Source organism: Planctomonas sp. JC2975 (genome assembly GCF_012985205.1).
Lineage (GTDB): Bacteria > Actinomycetota > Actinomycetes > Actinomycetales > Microbacteriaceae > Humibacter.
The window spans coordinates 1,325,085-1,342,946 of record NZ_JABEKS010000001.1 but is presented as its reverse complement, the minus strand read 5'-3'; the positions used below and the strand labels follow the sequence as shown (position 1 = coordinate 1,342,946).

Sequence of the window (17,862 nt, the reverse complement as noted above, 5' to 3'; positions counted from 1 at the left end):
CCGTCTTCGCGACGGGCTTCAAACCGAAGAAGCCTATGACAGCCCTCCTCGACGAGCCGGATCCGGTTCTATCGGCCGCACCGCAAACCTCCGCTCGAACGGGCCGCCGTGGTGGCGGCCTGCTGCGGTACATCATCATCCGCTTCCTGCTCATCATCCCGACGGTGTTCATCCTGGTGACCGTCGTCTTCTTCCTGATGCGCTCGACCGGAGACCCGATCACCGCCGCGCAGGGCGGCCGGCTTCCGCCTGACGAGCTGGCCAAGCGCATCCACGAAGCCGGTTACGACCGGCCGCTGATCGTTCAGTACCTGGAGTACCTCGGGCAGATCTTCACCGGGAACTTCGGCACGACCTTCAGCGACCACCAGCCCGTCACGACTGTGCTGGTCACATACGGGGCGGCGACGCTCGAGCTCGCGTTCTACGCGCTGATCGTCGCATTCATCATCGGCATCCCACTGGGCATGCTCGCCGCCTACTTGCGCGACAAGGGCTGGGATGCCGCCCTGCGCATCTTCGCCATCCTCTGCTACGCGACGCCGGTCTTCTTCGCCGGCCTGCTGCTCAAGCTGGTCTTCTCCGTGTGGCTCGGATGGCTGCCCGTCTCTGGGCGCGCCACCACGGCCAACGAGCTCACGCTGCAGTCGCTCGACCATCCGACCGGCATCTACCTGATCGACGCGTTCCAGACGGGAGATCCGGCCATCGTCGGCGACGTGCTCGCGCACGCGGTGCTGCCCGGCATCGCCCTCGGATTCCTCACCGCGGGCGTGTTCCTGCGACTGGTGCGCACCAACGTGATCAGCACGTTGTCGACGGACTACGTCGCATCCGGACGTTCGCGCGGCGTCAGCGAGTTCCGGCTCGTGCGCAAGCACGCTTACCGGCCGGCGCTCATTCCGATCATCACCGTGATGGGCCTGCAGATCGCTCTGCTGCTCGGCGGCGCGGTGCTCACCGAGACCACCTTCGAATGGAAGGGCCTCGGATTCCAGCTCGCGCAATACCTGCAGGCTCGCGACTACGTGGCGGTGCAGGGCATCGTCGCCCTGCTCGCCGTCATCGTCGCCATCACGAACTTCCTGGTGGATGTGCTTGCAGCGCTCATCGACCCGAGAGTGAGGTACTGACATGGCGACCACAGCCACCGTGCCCACCGTGCGCGCCCCCAAGCGCAGTCTCTGGTCGCGCCTGCCCGTCGTGCATCAGCTGCGGCAATCGGTCGGCGTGCAGCGAGGGATGCTCGTCACCGGCCTCGTCATCACTGCCGTGTTCATCCTGGTGGCGATCTTCGCTCCGGTCCTCGCCCCCTACGGATTCGCGCAGCTGCACGGTGCAGACGGCAAGGACTTCGGATCCCAGCAGCCGCCGAGCCCCGCACACATCTGGGGCACCACCGTCGGCGGTTACGACGTGTTCTCGCGTGTGCTTTGGGGTGCCCAGACCGCAGCCCTCGTGATCATCATCGCCGTCGTGCTGTCGATCTTCGCCGGCGTGCTGCTCGGCCTGGTCTCCGGATACCTGGGCGGCTGGGTCGATCGCGTTCTGGTCGTCATCTGCGACGCCATCTACGCGTTCCCGACCCTGCTGCTCGCCATCGTGATGTCGATCGTGATCTCCGGCGGCCAGTCCGGTCTGTGGGCCGGCATCTTCGCCGCGGCCATCTCCATCACGGTCGTCTATATCCCTCAGTACTTCCGCGTCATCCGCTCCGAAGTGGTGCGCATCAAGTCCGAGGCGTACGTCGAGTCGGCGAAGGTGATCGGCGCGTCGGCCGGCCGCATCATGTTCAAGCACGTGTTCCGCAACTCGACGCGGACGCTGCCGCTCATCTTCACGTTGAACGCGTCAGAGGCCATCCTCACGCTGGCCGGCCTCGGATTCCTCGGATTCGGCATCGAGCCGACGTCCGCCAGCGAGTGGGGCTACGACCTCAACAAGGCCATCGCCGATGTAACGAGCGGCATCTGGTGGACGGCGCTGTATCCGGGACTGGCGATCGTGTTGGTCGTGCTCGGCATCACGCTCGTCGGCGAGAGCCTCAACGACCTCGCAGACCCGCGGTTGCGCGGCAGGCGGGCCGTCGCCGCGGCATCAGGTGCGACGGCGGACATCAGCGTCGTTCCCGGTGGCCCGAACATGGCGCCGGGAGGCCTGGAAGGGCTCGAACCGGGAGCAGGCATCGAGGAGCAGGGAATCGAGGTGCGCGAGTGAACGCGACCAACGCGCAGAGGCCGTCACGGGCATCCGGTGCCGCGGCCGACGAGGTACGGAACGCCGTGCGCATCGACGACCTAACCGTGTCGTTCTCCACCGACGCCGGCGCGGTGAAGGCCGTCGACGGCGTGAGCCTGCACGTGTCGCCGGGCGAGGTGCTCGCCATCGTCGGCGAGTCGGGCAGCGGCAAGACGGTGACGGCGCGCACGATCCTGGGGCTTCTGCCGGAGACCGCCACGTCGTCCGGCGCCGTGCTGCTGAACACGGCGGCCGGCGAGGTGGACGTCGTCACCATGACGAACAAGCAGCTGAAAGCCGTGCGCGGCCCCGCCGTGTCGATGGTTTTCCAGGAGCCGTCGACCGCGCTCAATCCGGTCTACAAGGTGGGCTGGCAGATCGCGGAGGGGCTGCGTGCCCACGGCAAGATCTCTAAGAAGGACGCGCGCGCACAAGCGATCGACATCCTCCGCAAGGTGGGCATCCCCGATCCCGAGGAGCGAGTCGACTACTACCCGCACCAGTTCTCCGGCGGGCAGAAGCAGCGCGTCGTCATCGCGATGGCGCTCGTGCTCGGGCCTCGCCTGATCGTGGCGGACGAGCCGACAACCGCCCTCGACGTCACGGTGCAGGCCGAGATCCTCGATCTGCTGCGCAGGTGCCGGGTCGAATTCGGCTCTGCCATCGTGCTCATCACGCACAACATGGGCGTCGTCGCCGATCTCGCCGACCGGGTCGCCGTGATGTACAACGGCAAGCTCGTGGAGGAGGCGGATGTCTCCACGTTGTTCGCCGCACCGCGCGAGGACTACACGAAGCGGCTGCTCGCCGCGGTCCCGCGCATCGGCGAGGGAACGGTCACCGCCAGGGAGCGCGCTGAGGCGCGTCCCGACGGCTGGACGGACGCCGAGCCGGTGGTCAAGGCATCCGGACTGCAGATCCAGTACCCCGGGCGCATCGGGCAGCGCGGATTCATCGCCGTTGACGGCGTCGACTTCGCCATCCGTCCCGGCGAGGTGCTGGGGCTCGTCGGGGAGTCCGGATCCGGCAAGACCACCATCGGGCGCGCCATCGCCGGCCTCACCAGGGTGACCGGCGGATCGCTGTCCGTGCTCGGACACGAGATGAACGGCGTGCGCGAGAGCACGTTCCGTCCCGTTCGGGACCGGATCGGATTCGTGTTCCAGGACCCCGCGTCGAGCTTCAATCCGCTGCTGACCATCGCGCAGTGCGTGGCAGAGCCGTTCATCGTGCACGGCAAGGCCGGCAACGCCGCCGACGTCAGAGAACGCGTTGACGAGCTCCTCGAGGCCGTGCAGCTGCCTCGCTCGTACGGCGACAGGTATCCGCACGAGCTCTCCGGCGGCCAGCGTCAGCGCGCGAGCCTGGCCAGGGCCATCGCGCTCAAGCCGCCCCTGCTCATCGCCGACGAGCCGACGAGCGCACTCGACGTCTCCGTGCAGCAGCGCGTGCTCGAGGTGTTCGCCGACCTCCAGAGGGAGTTCGGCTTCGCCTGCCTGTTCATCAGCCACGACCTCGCGGTCGTCGACATCGTCGCCGACCGGATCGCCGTCATGCACCACGGCCGGCTGGTCGAGGAGGGCAACGGCGAGCAGGTGCTCGGAGCGCCGCAGGATCCCTATACGCGCCGGCTGCTGGCATCCCTGCCCGTACCGGATCCGGTGGAGCAGGCGAAGCGCCGGGCCGCGCTGCAGGAGCTGGTCACGGGAGCCTAGAGCCGAGTCGGCGAGCCGGTTCGCGTCAGCGACCGGCTCGCCCGCGCCTCAGTGCTCGCCCTTGATGACGAAGAACGAGCCGCGGATGGTGCCTGCCAACCGCGACTTCTGCCGCGCGAACTTGAAGGACGACAGCTCGTCCGGAATCTGCATGCCCTCGGAGAGCTTGAAACCGACGGCACGCTTGCCAGCGTCGGCGATCGTGTACATCACGTTGATGGACAGGCCGGATTCGTAGAACACGTACGCCATCCGGATTCCGTCGACCTCGAACGCGGTCGCCTCCAGCGCGGGGGAGGCGATGACGATACCGCGCTCGTCGTCGAGGATGCGACTGACCCACTCCACGGCTGCCGCCGCGTCGGCGGCCTTGTCGACCGTGAAGACGTGGTCGTACTTGTTCTTGAAGTAGCGCGCCTCATTCGCGCGCAGTCCCGCGAGGGCCTCGGCGACCGGCGAGGACTCCAGTCCTGCCGTCGACACGTTCTCGAAATCGACGATCTGCGACATGCTTCCCCCTGCGACGATCCGACCGATCCACGGTAGCAGCCGACCCGGCGACGGCCGCATGCCGCCGGGGACGCCTGAAGCGCAAGACGGCGAACCGGTGGACGGGTCGACTCGAAGCCCGCCCCACCGGTTCGCCGGCCAGACTCAGGAGTTGCCGCGGCAGGATCCCGATCCCGAGTCGCTGTAGTCCAGAGCGGATGCCGTGGCACCCGGCCCTGCGAGCACCGGCTTGTACGAATACGAGTAACCGTTCGGCTTGAGGGTGAAGTCCATCACGCCGAAGCCCTGGTCGTATGCCGTGACGACGTTCGAGTTGGCGTAGGCGCCGTTGCTGGCCACGGCCGTCGTGTCGAGCGCTTCGCCGCCCGTGCCGATGATGAACTCGGGGATGCCGTGCTTGGGGTCGTACTCGCCCGCCGGGTTCATCGGCTTGAGGCGAGCGTAGGCGTGCTCGTGGCCGTTGAGCACGAACGTGGCGTGGTTCTGGTACAGCAGGTTCCACCACGCGTCGGAGACGGCACCCTCCTGGCCGCCGGCGCCCGGAGCCGATGCGGCGACCGTCGGGGTGGCCTCCGTCGTGGAGCTGAACGTCGGCTGGTGCCAGTACGCAACAGTGCACTGACGCGTGTTGCTCTTGAGGTCTTGCGCGAGCCACTTCGTCTCCTGGGCGAGGAGGCCGTCATCCGTCGTCGAGCAGTCGTTGGCGAACGCCGCGGAATTGCATTCGACGTTCAACGAGATGATGTGCCAGTTGCCCAGGTTGTAGGAGTACCAGCCCTGGTTCGTCTCCGTGTCGTCGCCGGCCTGGCCCGCAGTGTTGGGCGTCCCTGCCTGGTTGTGACCGTTGAAGTAGGCGAAGTAGCCGTTGCCGTTCTGCGCGGCCTCGTCGTCGCCCTTCTTCGTGTACGAGTAGTACTCGTGGTTGCCGGGGGCCGGGCGCTCCAGGAACTTGAGGCCGCCCCATGCCGTCTCGAAGGAGCCCTCGAAGTCGCTCAGCTTGCCGACCTGGTACTGCTCGTCGCCGAGCAGGGCCACGGCGTTCGGATGCATGTCGTCCGCCTGCTTCGCCGTCGCGAACTCGGCGTCGTATCCGCCGAGCGACGGGCTGCCGCACTTCAGTTCGCTGGGGTTGGCGGCGTTGTCGTCATCGTCGGGCTCGCAGGCGATGTCGCCGACCGCCGCGAGCGTGTAACTGCGACCGTCGGCGCTGGCATTCGACTTCGTCGTGTCGTACGGCCAGCCGTTGTCGACGCTCTGGGCGATGGCGGCGCCGCCGACGCCGAACACGAGCGCGGCGACGACGCCGGCGGCGACGAGCGGGAGCTTCCGGATGCGGATGCCCATGGCACTTCTCCTTATCGGTCGTTCAAGAATCGGGAATGGAAAGGGAAAGGATCAGCGCCCGACGCTTCCGCCCGCCCGCGACATCCGCGTGAACCGGAGTCGACCTGCGGGTGAACGGGCCGGCGCGCCGATCCCATCTGTTCGAACTCTCAGGCCATTGAGGGATCGAGTTGTCCGAGGCTGAGGCGCCGCACAAACGTCGTCCGATGACCACGGATGACGAAGCGTCACGGTCGGAGTCGTCTCGTGACAGCGCCGAGTGCGGGCGCGGGAGGCCCCGCCTAGCGTCGGGACAGCATCCGCTGCAGGCAGTCGTCGTTGTCGGCGGTGCGGCGGTCGCGTCGGCGGCCGTCTCCCTCAGCGAGAGGACAGACCGTCATGACCGAGAAGCTCCGCGTCGTCGCCGTCTCCGGCAGCCTGCACGATCCGTCGAAGACCGGCGTGCTGATCGACGAGATCCTGCGCCGGCTCGGTCAGGTGCTCGACGTCGAGACGCACGTCATCCGCATCACGGATGTCGGCCCGCAGTTCGCCGGTGTGCTCAACCGCGCAGACCTGCCGCGCTCCGTCGAGGACGAGCTCCGCAGAGTCGAGACCGCCGACCTGCTGGTCGTGGCCACCCCGGTCTATCGCGCCTCGTTCACCGGACTCTTCAAGCACTTCTTCGACTTCGTCGACCAGTACGCGCTCGTCGACACCCCCGTGCTGCTCGCGGCGACCGGCGGCAGTGAGCGCCACTCGCTCATCGTCGAGCATCAGCTGCGTCCGCTGTTCGGCTTCTTCCAGGCGCTGACGCTCCCGGTCGGCGTCTACGCGCACGAGTCCGACTTCGACGGATACGCCATCGACTCGCCGCTGCTGGTCGAGCGGATCAAGACGTCCATCGGACGCGGTCTTCCGCTGATCACCTCCAGCGTGCGGGAGAAGGCGCGCATCAGGCAGACGCTCGACCAGGGGGAGCAGGTGGAAGCGACCGTCGCGCCGCAGCATCCGCAGAAGCCGGTGAGGCTGTTCAGCTGAGCCGGCACCGCGGTGGTGGCGACCGCGCCGATGGACATCGTGTCGCCGTACGACACGCTCACCACGAGATTGTCGAGCGCCTGGATGTTCTGGCCGGTGTCGGCTCCAAGCCACGACGTGCGACCGCGACTCTGACGACGATCCCGAGCGGCGTATCGGGGAAATCTTCACGAAATGAACGCAACGTAACCTTGCGTCAGAGGCGCTCGAGACCGGATCGTCACAGTCGAGGCTCCAGGAGTACGTAGACTTTCGTCTCAGTCAGTCGTCTCCTATGGCGATCCCGTCGACGTGGACACAGCAGCACGTCGCGCCTCAAAGACGAGGAAAGGTATACCCACATGCGAATTCGATATGCGCTCCCGGTGGTCGCCGTCGCGGCGGCACTCCTGCTCACCGGATGCGTCGACAACTCGGGCGGATCCGGTTCCGGCTCGACGACCGGCGCATCCAACCCGTACGGCGTGAAGAAGGACGACGCGCTCGCGAAGACCCTTCCGTCCGACATCGAGAAGGCCGGACAGATCACCGTGGGCGTCGACGCCACGTACGCCCCGAACGAGTACAAGGACTCGAACGGCAACCCGATCGGCTGGGACATCGACCTGGCGAACGCGATCGGCGCGAAGCTCGGTGTCAAGATGAACTACACGATCGCGAAGTTCGACAACATCATCCCGAGCATCACTGGCGCACGCTACAACATCGGCGTCTCGTCGTTCACCGACACGACCGAGCGCGAGAAGCAGGTCGACTTCGTCAACTACTACAACGCCGGCGTGCTCTGGGCGTCCCAGAAGGGCAAGACCGTCGACCCGGACAACGCGTGCGGGCTCAAGGTCGCGGTCGAGGCGGGCACGTACGAGGACACCGACGAGGTGCCCGCGAAGTCGAAGGCGTGCACCGACGCCGGCAAGCCCGCGATCCAGGTGCTGAAGTACGACGGCCAGGACCAGGCCACGAACGCGCTGGTGCTCGGCCAGGTCGACGCCATGAGCGCCGACTCGCCCATCACCGACTACGCGGTGGCGAAGCAGGGCGACAAGATCCAGAAGGCCGGCGAGACGTTCGACGTGGCCCCATACGGCATCGCGGTCGACAAGGGCTCCAAGCTGACCGACGTGATCAAGAACGCCCTGCAGTCGCTCATCGACGACGGCAGCTACGGGAAGATCCTGAAGAAGTGGGGCGTCGACGACGGAGCGGTCACCGCTGCCGCGGTCAACGCCGCCTCGAAGCAGTAACCACGTCATGACCGACTCCCCGGAATCGGGTCGTCCGGCCTCGGACGACGCCGCATCGCAGGGCGAGGAAGCACGGAAGGGGGTGGACGCTGCGGCGTCCACCCCCGCATCCGCGTCTGCAGCGTCTCCTTCGACCGTGATGACAGGCGTGCCGACCACGAGCAGCACGCCGACGGAGCGAGCCGAAGCGATCAAGGCGGTGAAGCTGCGGCATCCGTGGCGCATCGTCATCGCCATCGTGCTCATCGTGCTCCTCGTGCTGTTCGTGCTGGACGCGGCTCAGCGCAAGGCCTTCGGCTGGGCCGACGTCGGAAAGTACCTCTTCGACATCCGCATCAGCCAGGCCGCCCTCATCACCCTCGAGCTGACCGTGTACTCCATGGTCATCGGCATCATCCTCGGGCTCGTCCTCGCGGTCATGCGGTTGTCGCCGAATCCGGTGCTGAAGTCCGTCGCCTGGCTGTACCTCTGGATCTTCCGCGGCACCCCGGTGTACGTGCAGCTCGTGTTCTGGGGTCTCATCACGCTTATCTACAACTCGATCGTGATCGGCATCCCGTTCGTGCACACGTGGACGACCATCCCCATCACGTGGGTGCCCCCGCTGTTCTTCATCTCCGTCGTGGGACTCTCTCTCAACGAGGCCGCGTACATGGCGGAGATCGTGCGCGCCGGCCTGCTCTCGGTCGACCCGGGTCAGGAGGAGGCGGCGAAGGCCCTCGGCATGTCGTGGTGGCAGACCATGCGGCGCATCGTCATCCCGCAGTCGATGCGGGTGATCATCCCGCCGACGGGCAACGAGGTCATCTCGATGCTGAAGACTACGACCCTGGTGGCCGCGGTGCCGTTCACGCTCGATCTGTTCGGCCGGGCGCGCGACATCTCCGCGGAGACGTTCACGCCCATCCCGTTGCTGATCGTGGCATCGCTCTGGTACCTGTTCTTCACGTCGATCCTGATGATCGGGCAGTACTTCCTCGAGAAGCGGTTCTCCCGCGGCGTAGGTCGCGATCGCCCGGTCGTGGGAGTGGGCGTCGATGTCGACCCGGCTGTGACAACAGGCGGCGCGGGAGGATTCCGATGAGCGAGACCGGTCAGAATGCCACGGCACAGGCGTCCGTTCCGATGGTGAACGCGGTCGGGGTGTCGAAGAGCTTCGGCAGCAACGAGGTGCTGAAGTCGATCTCGCTGCAGGTGCAGCGCGGCGAGGTGATGTGCGTCATCGGGCCGAGCGGATCCGGCAAGTCCACGTTCCTGCGCTGCATCAACCACCTGGAGAACATCGACGCGGGCCGCCTTTATGTCGACGGCAAGCTCGTCGGCTATCAGCAGAAGGGCGACAAGCTCTTCGAGCTGAAGCCGGCCGACGCCGCCAGGCAGCGCCGCGACATCGGCATGGTGTTCCAGCACTTCAACCTGTTCCCGCACATGACGGCGCTCGAGAACGTGATCGAGGCACCGATCCGCGTGAACGGCATGTCGAAAGCGGATGCCGTGGCCCGCGGCAAGGAACTCCTCACCCGGGTGGGGCTCGCCGGCCACATCGGCCACTACCCGTCCCAGCTGTCAGGGGGTCAGCAGCAGCGCGTCGCGATCGCCAGGGCGCTCGCCATGGATCCGAAGCTCATGCTGTTCGATGAACCGACCAGCGCGCTCGACCCGGAGCTGGTCGGCGATGTCCTCGACGTCATGCGCGGACTCGCGCAGAGCGGCATGACCATGGTCGTGGTGACGCACGAGATGGGATTCGCCCGCGAGGTCGGCGACTCCCTCGTCTTCATGGACGGCGGCGTCATCGTCGAGTCGGGCGATCCGAAGCAGGTGCTGACGGATCCGCAGCACGAGCGCACAAAGACGTTCCTGTCCAAGGTGCTGTGAGGCGTCAACCCGGGACGCTGTCGTCGGCCGGCCTCAGGCGAAGAGGTCGAGAAGCCGGCGGCAGCGGACCGGATCCTCGGTGAGGCCCCGGGGGATGCCCCACGTCAGGTAGGACATCGAGCGCAGCACCACCCAGGATCGGGCGCGATCGCGCGGAACTTCCGCGACTCGCACGAACAGCTCGAACGCGTCGCGCACGTCTCCGTCATCCGGGAGCTCGTCGAGGCGGCTCCACAGCACCCGCCCGATGTCGTACTCGCGATCACCGCGAAGGAGCACCGGATCCACGACGAGCCATGCCGCGCGCTCGGCCGCGAGCACCTGATCGAAGTGGAAGTCTCCGTTCACGGCGAACGCGTCGGCGGCGCCCGAAGGTGCTGTCGCGAGCTCGGCCGCGAGGTGCTGGCCGACAGCGAGCTGCGAGCGAGGGGTGGGCTCTCCCGCTTCCGTCCAGTCGCGTTCGAGCTCCGTCGCGAGTGACGCGGCGATCCCGCGCGTCGTCGGGATGTCGTCGGGCATAGGGACGCCAGCGCGCGGGAGAGCTCGGCGAGCACTTCGACCGCGTCGTGGACCGGCAGAAGCGTGAGAGGGCGGGATCCGTCGAGCCGTTCTATCAGCATCGCGTTCCTGGTCGCATCGGCGTCCACCAGTCGCACGGTGCCGCGTCCGTCCCAGAGGCGCAGCGCCGTGATCAGTTCGCGGATGTCGTCTCCCGGCGGTGCCATCCGCAGCGCCAAGGGCTCGTCACCGCGACGCACAGGGACGACGATGGCGTTGCTGCCGTGCATGGGCGCGCCGTCGACCTGCAGGGACCAGAGCGCGCATTGATCGGCGATCAGGCCGGGGAGTGCGTCGAGCCATGCCCGGCCTGAATCGTCGCGCCACCACCGCGGCATGGCACGGAACGACGCGGGCACGATGAGCATGCGCTCCAGCCTAGAAGCGGACGGCCGACGGCACGGGACGGAGGAGTTCAGGGCCGAGACGCCAGAAGACGCGATCCACTCGAGAGTGCGATCGCGTCTTCCGACGTCTCGACGAACGGGAGGGCGCTAGGCCTTCGTCACCTCGATCTCGACGACGGCCCAGGACAGAGCGGGCAGCGTCACGTGCAGTGCGCCGGCCTCGACCGTCACGTCGTTCAGCGGGATGAGCCCGACGCGGTCCTGGTGCTGCTCGTCGTTCGTGGTGAAGCGGTCCGTACCTTCTGGAATCTGCAGCACTTCGGCGCGGGTGACGCGGCCGGTGTCGAATCCGCGCAGGGCGACTGCGACATCCGCAGCCTCATCCAGTCCGCGGTTGGCGAGGAACAGCGCGACGCGTCCCCTTTCCTCGTCCCAGGTGGCGCTGGCGTCGACCAGGTCGGCGTCGCCGTACTTGGCGGTGTCGAAGCGGTCGCTGGTCGTGGCCAGACGGAGGATCTCGCCTCGCGCGAGCTCCGACATCCGCGCGAACGGCCAGAAGATGGACTGACGCCAGGCCGACCCGTTCTCCTCGCTGCGGATCGGCGCGATCACGTTCACGAGCTGGGCCTGGTTGGCGATCGAGACCCGGTCGCCGTGACGCAGCAGCGAGTTGAGCAGGGTGCCGACGACGACGGCATCCGTCACGTTGTACTCGTCCTCGATGATGCGCGGATGCACGTGCCACTCGCCCCTGGCCTCGATGGCCTCGGGCAGGTCGTCGCCTTCGCGGGCGGTCTGGTACCAGACGTTCCACTCATCGAACGAGAGGTTCAGGTACTTGGAGTGCTTGCCACTGGCCCGGATCGCGTCGGCGGTGGAGATGACACCGTCGATGAACAGGTCCATGTCGACGCCGGATGCGAGGAAGCTGGCGACGTCGCCGTCCTTCTCCTCGTAGTACGCGTGCAACGACACGTAGTCGACGACGTCGTACGTGTGGCCGAGCACTGTCTGCTCCCAGCTGCCGAACGTCGGCATGCCGCGGTTGGAGCTGCCGCTGGCGACCAGCTCGATCGAGGGGTCGACCAGACGCATCGCCTTGCCGGCTTCCTGGGCGAGGCGGCCATACTCCTCTGCCGTCTTGTGGCCGATCTGCCAGGGGCCGTCCATCTCGTTGCCGAGGCACCAGAGCTTGATGCCGAACGGATCAGCCGAGCCGTTCTTCTTGCGCAGGTCGCTCAGGTAGGTGCCGCCCGGGTGGTTGGCGTACTCGACGAGCTCGCGGGCGGCGTCCACTCCGCGGGTGCCGAGGTTGATGGCCTCCATGATCTCGACGTTCGCCTTCTTCGCCCACCCGGCGAACTCGTGGAGTCCGAACGCGTTGGTCTCCACGGTGTGCCAGGCGCCGTCGAGACGGCGCGGTCGGGACTCGACGGGCCCGATTCCGTCTTCCCAGTTGTAGCCGGACACGAAGTTGCCGCCCGGGTAGCGCACGACGCTGACGCCGAGCTCCTTCACGAGGTCGAGCACGTCACGGCGATAGCCGTTCTCGTCGGCCTCAGGATGCCCTGGTTCGTAGATACCGGTGTACACGCAGCGGCCCATGTGCTCGACGAAGTTGCCGAAGATCCGTCTCGGCACCGGTCCGACGGTGAAGTCGCGATCGATCGTGATGCTGGCGCGTGACATGGGTCTCCTTCGTCGTGTCGTTGCCCCTGTCGGATCGGCGCGAGGACGCTGTCTTCGATCCGACCTCGACAGTATTACATCGTTGGAGCCAGAGTGAAAGCGGAGGGCGAACCGAGGGGAGTGAGAGCAGGAAACGGGGTCGAAGGCACTCCGTTGAGCGATGCTGAGACAGCCGAGATTCGCCGAGAACACGGACCGAGAAGCGTGCGACGCTGCTATGCGAAGGCGCCTTTGCACCTTCGTCATGAGTTCGCGATTGCCCCTTGACCCGCCCGCGGCGGATGGTTACCTTTACCACGTTGGAATGAGCGGCCGGCCTCGGCCGCTCGCGGGCGGTACGCCCTCGACGTGGAGATCGCACATGCCTGACGAAGACTGCCGGGACCACGGATGCCACCACCCAGGCATCCGTGCGGCGCGTGCTGCAGGCAGGGCGACGACCAACACCGGCGTCACGAACGACCGCTGACGCCGCACCCCACAGCCGCCGACGGCGGCACCACGACAAGGAGGTCGTCATCGACATGGCACGAAGCAGCACGGGCCTGAGCCGCCGCGGATTCCTCGCGGCCGGCCTGGGCGCCGCGACGATTCCACTCCTCGCCGGATGCTCGAGCAACATCGGCCAGACGGTGGCCGCCGGCTTGTTCGGCACGCGGCTTCCCACCTCGACACTCGTCTACTGGAACCTGTTCGGCGGCGGCGACGGCACTCGCATGCAGGCGATGGAATCCGGCTACATGGACAAGTACGGCGCGGACTCCCTGCAGTCCACCACGTTCGCGTGGGGCAATCCGTACTACACCAAGGTGACGCTGGCGACGGTCGGCAACAAGCCGCCGGACGTCGCGGTCTCGCACCTCACCAGGGCGAAGCCGCTCTGGGACGGCGGACTCCTCGAGCCGATCACGGATGACGACCTGGCATCCGTCGGACTGAGCTCAGCCGACTTCAGCAAGCGGCCATGGGATGCCCAGCGCACGAACGGCCACAACATCGCGGTGCCCCTGGACACGCATCCGCTCGTCATGTTCTACAACCAGGACGTCATCAAGAAGGCCGGCCTGCTGGACTCGGACGGCGTGATGAAGAAGCTCAACGACATGGACTCCTTCGAGTCGGCGCTCGCGGCGATCAGCAAGGTCACCAAGGGTGCTGCGATGACGATCGCGAACGTCGCGGGCGAGACGGCGACACCGTGGCGCGTGTTCTGGACGTTCTACAACCAGCACTCGGCGGCCACGCCGTTCCTCTCCGACAACGGGTCGAAGCTGACGGTGAACGAGGACGTCTACAACGATGTGACGAGCCGGCTCCAGTCGTGGGTGAAGAAGGGCTGGGTCAACCAGGCCCTCGACTACGCCACCGCCGAGTCGTACATGTTCACTGGCAAGTCGGGGCTCTACCTCGAGGGCGAGTGGGAGATCACCACGGCGCAATCGGTGAAGGGTCTGAAGTTCGGCATCGTCCCGGTGCCGACGCTCTGGGACAAGGCGGCGACGCAGGCCGACTCGCACACGTTCGTGCTGCCCCGCAAGGACCGCACACCGGAGCAGCGCAAACAGGCGATGCTGTTCATCCGTTCGATGCTCGATCAGAGCCTCACCTGGGCGAAGGGCGGACACATCCCGGCGTTCCAGCGTGTTGCGCAGAGCTCGGCGTACAAGGCGCTCACCCCTCAGTCGGACTACGCCTCCGTCGCATCCAGCGCCGTCTACGACGACCCGGCGTGGTACGGCGGTTCCGGATCCACGTTCGAGGGCATCGTCGGTGCCCAGCTCGGACTCGTGCAGCAGCTCTCGCTGACTCCTCAACAGGCCCTGCAGGCCATGAAGGACCAGCTCGGGGTGTACCTCAATACCCCCAGCCCCCTCTGATCCCCTTCCTCACTCGGAGGTACCAACGTCGTGACCACCGCAACCGCCGCCCGACCCCGGCCCCGTGCCGCGAGCAGTACGGGCCTGACCCATTCGCCGATGCAGCGCAAGGACGGACGCCGCGCCTGGCTCTTCCTCGCCCCGTTCGGCATCTTCTACCTGGCGTTCCTCCTGGGGCCCACCATCTACATGCTCGTGATGAGCTTCTTCAACACGTCGATGGTGCGAACGGGCCTCGGATCGTTCGCCGGTCTCGCCAACTACGAGGAGATGCTCTCCAGGCCGGACTTCTGGAACTCGCTGTGGCACACGCTGCAGTTCACGCTCTACACCACCCCGCCGCTGGTCATCCTCGCGTTCATCTTCGCGGTGCTGACCAACCGGATGAATCGGGGTCAGTGGTTCTACCGGCTCGCGTTCTTCCTGCCGTTCATCCTCCCCTCGGCGACGATCTCCCTCATCTGGGTGTTCGTCTTCACGCCGGGCACGGGGCTCTGGGCGCTGGTGGAGACTTGGTTCGGCATCAACCCCGGATCGGGCGTGCTCTCCAGCCCGGACACCGCGATGATCGGCGTGGCGATCGCCACGGTCTGGTGGACGCTCGGCTTCAACTACGTGCTCTACTTGGCCGGACTCCAGGACATCCCTCGGGAGCTGTATGAGGCGGCGGCGGTCGACGGAGCGTCGACGTGGTCGCAGATCCGCTACATCACGATCCCGATGCTGAGCAGGACGACGACCCTCGTCATCCTGCTGCAGATCATCGCCAGCCTGAAGATCTTCGACCAGGTCTACCTGATGACGGGAGGCGGCCCCGGCATCTCGACGCAGGTCTCCCTGCAGCTCATCACGAACACCGGATTCACGGACAACCGCCTCGGCGCCGCGGCAGCCGCCAGCGTGCTCCTGTTCATCGTGATCATCGTGATCGCGATCATCCGTCAGCTCACCGATCGCTCTGCGGCCAAGAAGGAGGCCTGACATGTCGGCTACGACCGCACGTCCCCGCATGAAGTCTCCGATCTCCGCAGCGGCACCGGCGCGCACGGCGCCGTCGACGCGCGTGAGCGGGCGCACGTTCAACATCGTCGCGCTCATCGTGCTGATCGTCTTCGCGATCGTCTGGCTGATCCCGAGCCTCTTCGCACTGAAGACCTCGCTCACCGACAACGGCACGGCAGCCCTCGGCGCGTCGGCCATTCTCGGCGACTGGAACCCGACGCTCGCCTCCTACGCGTCGTACTTCCAGGCGGGCGACATCTGGAACTGGTACATCGCCAGCGCGATCACCTCGGTGTTCACGGCGGTGCTCACCGTGTTCTTCGCGTCGATGGCAGCGTTCGCGTTGTCGCGGCTGAGGTTCCGGTTCTCGAACGTCGTGCTGCTGCTGATCGTGCTCGGCATCATGATCCCGAGCCAGGTGCTCATCGTGCCGATCTTCCAGGAGCTCAACGCGATGAACCTCCTGAACACCTACTGGTCGGTGATCTTCCCGCAGGTGCCGGCGGTGATCGCGGTGTTCATCTTCAAGCAGTTCTTCGACGGCATCCCCCGGGAGCTCGAGGAAGCGGCGCGGATCGACGGCGCAGGCCTCTGGAAGATCTACTGGTCCGTCGTGCTGCCGCTGTCGCGTCCGGTGCTGGCGGCGGTGACGATCCTCACGTTCGTCGGCGTCTGGAACAACCTGCTGCTGCCCCTGTTCGTGCTGTCCAACCCGAACCTGATGACCATCCCGGTCGGGCTCGCCACGGTGCAGGGCAGCTTCGGGCAGCGTTACGCCGACATCCAGGCGGGAGCGATCCTCGCGGCGCTGCCGCTGATCATCCTGTACCTGATCTTCCAGCGTCAGATCGTCGAGGGCGTCACGGGCAGCGGCCTCAAGGGCTGACGTCCCGGTCCGCCCGGCGGACCACGACGCACATGCCGGGGAAGGGGACCGGATGTCTGGGCGCAGGCATCCGGTCCTCGTCCGTCAGCGCTCCGAACGGCTGTGCGCGAGCAACCGCCTCAGGGCACTGACGCTCCACGCGAGCCCATCGCCCGTTTGCACAGCCACCCTCGGTGAGCCGTGCAGTCCAGGACGAGGCTGAACCTCGCGCCATCGAACAGCCAGAAGGCGTCCTCCGTCGTGAAGACGGGCGGCGTCGACCGGAGAGCTGCAGCCGTGCCCGGGTCAGCGCGTGCTGTCGCGCTCGATGATCCGGTGCGGAACGGTCGTGACGGAGGCCGCACGCGCCGGGTCCGAGATGCGGTCGGCGAGGCGGTCGAGCGCCACATCCGCGAAGGCGCGTTTGTCGAACGACACGGTGGTGAGCGGCGGACTGGCGAACTCGCCGTGCGCGACATCGTCGAATCCGGCGACGGAGACGGCCTGGGGCACCGGGATGCCGCGCCGCCAGAGCTCGCTGAGGGCGCCGATGGCGAGCGAGTCCGTGAAGCAGAACAAGGCGTCGGGCAGCGGGTTGCGCTCGAGGAAGACTGCGAGCGTCGCGGCACCTCCGCGCGGTGACCAGTCGTCGCAGCCGAGTTCCAGGGCGGGGTCGTGCCGGATGCCGGCATCCGCCAGCGCCTCCCGGTAACCGACGGTGCGCAGCCGGGCGGTGAACGTGGCCGACGTCACGGGCGAACCGAGCACGGCGATGCGCCGGTGACCCGCCTGGAGGAGCAGCGTCGTCATGTCATATGCCGCCCGCACGGGATCCACGCGCACCTGGTCGAGCCGCTTCTGCTCGACCTCGCCGATCACGACGGCGGCGGGGATGCGCGAGGGATCGTCGGGCAGCGCGAACTCGTCCGAGACCACGGGATTGAGCACCAGGCCGTCGACAAGGTGCGCCCTTGCGCGCGACAGGAGCAGCTCCTCGCGCTCCGGACGGCCGCCGGTCTCCTCGAGCTGCACGGCCCATCCGCGATCGTGTGCGGCCTCCACGAAGTGGTGGCCCATCTCGGCTGAGTATGCGGTGGCGAGATCGGGGAGGGCGAGTGCGATGACGCCCGTTCGTCCGTTGCGCAGCCCGCGTGCGCTCAGGTTGGGCACATAGTCGAGTTCGGTCAGTGCCTTCTCGACGCGTTCCCGGGTTTCCGGACGCACGAAGACGATGCCATTGATCACGTTCGAGACGGTCTTCGGCGACACGCCTGCCATGGCGGCGACGTCCTTCACCGTTGCGCGCACGCAGACCTCCGCCCGAGACAGGATGTCTCTCCGTGAGCCTACCGTCGCGGGAGTCTTGAATCACCGTCGCCTGAGCCAGGGCGCGCTGGAGCTGGGAGCGGAGCCCTTTCCGGACTCCGCCGCGGCGCCCTTCATGCTGAGAAGGAGTTCGTGACAAGTCAGTGTCTCGGGGGCGCGACACGCTCCACGAGGCGGCGGCGTGTACGCCGCCGAACGCAGCCGTGCAGGGCGCTGACTGCGGCGCGCCGCGCGGGGAGCGGCGCGCAA

General features: G+C 66.9%; 16 protein-coding genes. 11 read left to right on the top strand and 5 right to left on the bottom strand.

Features of this window, described 5'->3' with window-relative positions; translation table 11 throughout:
• Positions 1-35: 35 nt before the first annotated feature.
• From HII28_RS06185 to HII28_RS06175, 3 genes are all read left to right on the top strand, one after another.
• Positions 36-1,133 (top strand): ABC transporter permease, encoded by a 1,098-nt coding sequence (locus HII28_RS06185; protein ID WP_170024597.1) that lies wholly within the window; start codon positions 36-38, stop codon positions 1,131-1,133.
• Position 1,134: 1 nt separating this feature from the next.
• Entirely contained in the window at positions 1,135-2,217 is a 1,083-nt protein-coding gene (locus tag HII28_RS06180; RefSeq protein ID WP_170024596.1) for an ABC transporter permease, read from the top strand.
• A gap of 65 nt (positions 2,218-2,282) precedes the next feature.
• Positions 2,283-3,953 (top strand): ABC transporter ATP-binding protein, encoded by a 1,671-nt coding sequence (locus tag HII28_RS06175; RefSeq protein ID WP_346769319.1) that lies wholly within the window; start codon positions 2,283-2,285, stop codon positions 3,951-3,953.
• A 48-nt stretch (positions 3,954-4,001) separates the two neighbouring features.
• On the opposite strand, the gene HII28_RS06170 is transcribed toward HII28_RS06175, so the two are convergent.
• Together HII28_RS06170 and HII28_RS06165 are read right to left on the bottom strand one after the other, a co-directional pair.
• Positions 4,002-4,463 carry a phage tail protein gene (locus HII28_RS06170; protein ID WP_170024594.1) on the bottom strand — a complete coding sequence of 154 codons (462 nt, stop codon included), beginning with the start codon at positions 4,461-4,463 and terminating at the stop codon, positions 4,002-4,004.
• Between the two features lie 144 nt (positions 4,464-4,607).
• A complete protein-coding gene (locus HII28_RS06165) occupies positions 4,608-5,807 on the bottom strand; it encodes a metallophosphoesterase (protein WP_170024593.1) in 1,200 nt (399 codons plus the stop codon).
• 378 nt (positions 5,808-6,185) lie between these two features.
• Here HII28_RS06165 and msuE point away from each other — a divergent pair, with 378 nt between their 5' ends.
• The 4 genes from msuE (at position 6,186) to HII28_RS06145 (ending at position 9,949) form a co-directional block, all read left to right on the top strand.
• On the top strand, positions 6,186-6,827 hold the full coding sequence (msuE, locus tag HII28_RS06160) for an FMN reductase (RefSeq protein WP_170024592.1): 642 nt from the start codon (positions 6,186-6,188) through the stop codon (positions 6,825-6,827).
• Between the two features lie 341 nt (positions 6,828-7,168).
• On the top strand, positions 7,169-8,071 hold the full coding sequence (locus tag HII28_RS06155) for an ABC transporter substrate-binding protein (RefSeq protein WP_170024591.1): 903 nt from the start codon (positions 7,169-7,171) through the stop codon (positions 8,069-8,071).
• 139 nt (positions 8,072-8,210) lie between these two features.
• Positions 8,211-9,155 carry an amino acid ABC transporter permease gene (locus tag HII28_RS06150; RefSeq protein ID WP_170025998.1) on the top strand — a complete coding sequence of 315 codons (945 nt, stop codon included), beginning with the start codon at positions 8,211-8,213 and terminating at the stop codon, positions 9,153-9,155.
• Positions 9,152-9,949, top strand: coding sequence for an amino acid ABC transporter ATP-binding protein (locus tag HII28_RS06145; protein WP_277348395.1), 798 nt, complete (start codon positions 9,152-9,154; stop codon positions 9,947-9,949). Before HII28_RS06150 ends, HII28_RS06145 begins: the two co-directional genes overlap by 4 nt.
• Before the next feature lie 33 nt (positions 9,950-9,982).
• Here the strand turns inward: HII28_RS06145 and HII28_RS20460 are convergent, their stop codons facing one another.
• Positions 9,983-10,468 carry an aminoglycoside phosphotransferase family protein gene (locus HII28_RS20460; protein ID WP_205864583.1) on the bottom strand — a complete coding sequence of 162 codons (486 nt, stop codon included), beginning with the start codon at positions 10,466-10,468 and terminating at the stop codon, positions 9,983-9,985.
• 47 nt (positions 10,469-10,515) lie between these two features.
• Here HII28_RS20460 and HII28_RS20455 point away from each other — a divergent pair, with 47 nt between their 5' ends.
• Positions 10,516-10,821, top strand: a complete 306-nt coding sequence (locus HII28_RS20455) for a hypothetical protein (RefSeq protein WP_205864933.1) — start codon at positions 10,516-10,518, stop codon at positions 10,819-10,821.
• Positions 10,822-11,001: 180 nt separating this feature from the next.
• Here HII28_RS20455 and HII28_RS06135 read toward each other — a convergent pair whose 3' ends face one another.
• Positions 11,002-12,543 (bottom strand): alpha-N-arabinofuranosidase, encoded by a 1,542-nt coding sequence (locus HII28_RS06135; RefSeq protein WP_170024590.1) that lies wholly within the window; start codon positions 12,541-12,543, stop codon positions 11,002-11,004.
• 524 nt (positions 12,544-13,067) lie between these two features.
• Here HII28_RS06135 and HII28_RS06130 point away from each other — a divergent pair.
• Genes HII28_RS06130 through HII28_RS06120 form a run of 3 tightly spaced genes read left to right on the top strand, consistent with a single transcriptional unit; the run spans position 13,068 to position 16,308 of the window.
• A complete protein-coding gene (locus HII28_RS06130; RefSeq protein WP_170024589.1) occupies positions 13,068-14,420 on the top strand; it encodes an extracellular solute-binding protein in 1,353 nt (450 codons plus the stop codon).
• Between the two features lie 30 nt (positions 14,421-14,450).
• On the top strand, positions 14,451-15,401 hold the full coding sequence (locus HII28_RS06125) for a sugar ABC transporter permease (RefSeq protein ID WP_346769210.1): 951 nt from the start codon (positions 14,451-14,453) through the stop codon (positions 15,399-15,401).
• A gap of 1 nt (position 15,402) precedes the next feature.
• Complete coding sequence (locus tag HII28_RS06120) at positions 15,403-16,308, top strand: carbohydrate ABC transporter permease (protein ID WP_170024588.1); 906 nt, start codon at positions 15,403-15,405, stop codon at positions 16,306-16,308.
• Between the two features lie 285 nt (positions 16,309-16,593).
• Here HII28_RS06120 and HII28_RS06115 read toward each other — a convergent pair whose 3' ends face one another.
• Positions 16,594-17,595, bottom strand: coding sequence for a LacI family DNA-binding transcriptional regulator (locus HII28_RS06115; RefSeq protein WP_170024587.1), 1,002 nt, complete (start codon positions 17,593-17,595; stop codon positions 16,594-16,596).
• Positions 17,596-17,862: the final 267 nt, after the last annotated feature.

Coding starts and splice junctions, on each gene's coding strand:
- HII28_RS06185 (WP_170024597.1), top strand. CDS start 36: ATGACAGCCCTCCTCGACGAGCCGGATCCGGTTCTATCGGCCGCACCG.
- HII28_RS06180 (WP_170024596.1), top strand. CDS start 1,135: ATGGCGACCACAGCCACCGTGCCCACCGTGCGCGCCCCCAAGCGCAGT.
- HII28_RS06170 (WP_170024594.1), bottom strand. CDS start 4,463: ATGTCGCAGATCGTCGATTTCGAGAACGTGTCGACGGCAGGACTGGAG.
- HII28_RS06165 (WP_170024593.1), bottom strand. CDS start 5,807: ATGGGCATCCGCATCCGGAAGCTCCCGCTCGTCGCCGCCGGCGTCGTC.
- msuE (WP_170024592.1), top strand. CDS start 6,186: ATGACCGAGAAGCTCCGCGTCGTCGCCGTCTCCGGCAGCCTGCACGAT.
- HII28_RS06155 (WP_170024591.1), top strand. CDS start 7,169: ATGCGAATTCGATATGCGCTCCCGGTGGTCGCCGTCGCGGCGGCACTC.
- HII28_RS06150 (WP_170025998.1), top strand. CDS start 8,211: ATGACAGGCGTGCCGACCACGAGCAGCACGCCGACGGAGCGAGCCGAA.
- HII28_RS06145 (WP_277348395.1), top strand. CDS start 9,152: ATGAGCGAGACCGGTCAGAATGCCACGGCACAGGCGTCCGTTCCGATG.
- HII28_RS20460 (WP_205864583.1), bottom strand. CDS start 10,468: ATGCCCGACGACATCCCGACGACGCGCGGGATCGCCGCGTCACTCGCG.
- HII28_RS06135 (WP_170024590.1), bottom strand. CDS start 12,543: ATGTCACGCGCCAGCATCACGATCGATCGCGACTTCACCGTCGGACCG.
- HII28_RS06130 (WP_170024589.1), top strand. CDS start 13,068: ATGGCACGAAGCAGCACGGGCCTGAGCCGCCGCGGATTCCTCGCGGCC.
- HII28_RS06120 (WP_170024588.1), top strand. CDS start 15,403: ATGTCGGCTACGACCGCACGTCCCCGCATGAAGTCTCCGATCTCCGCA.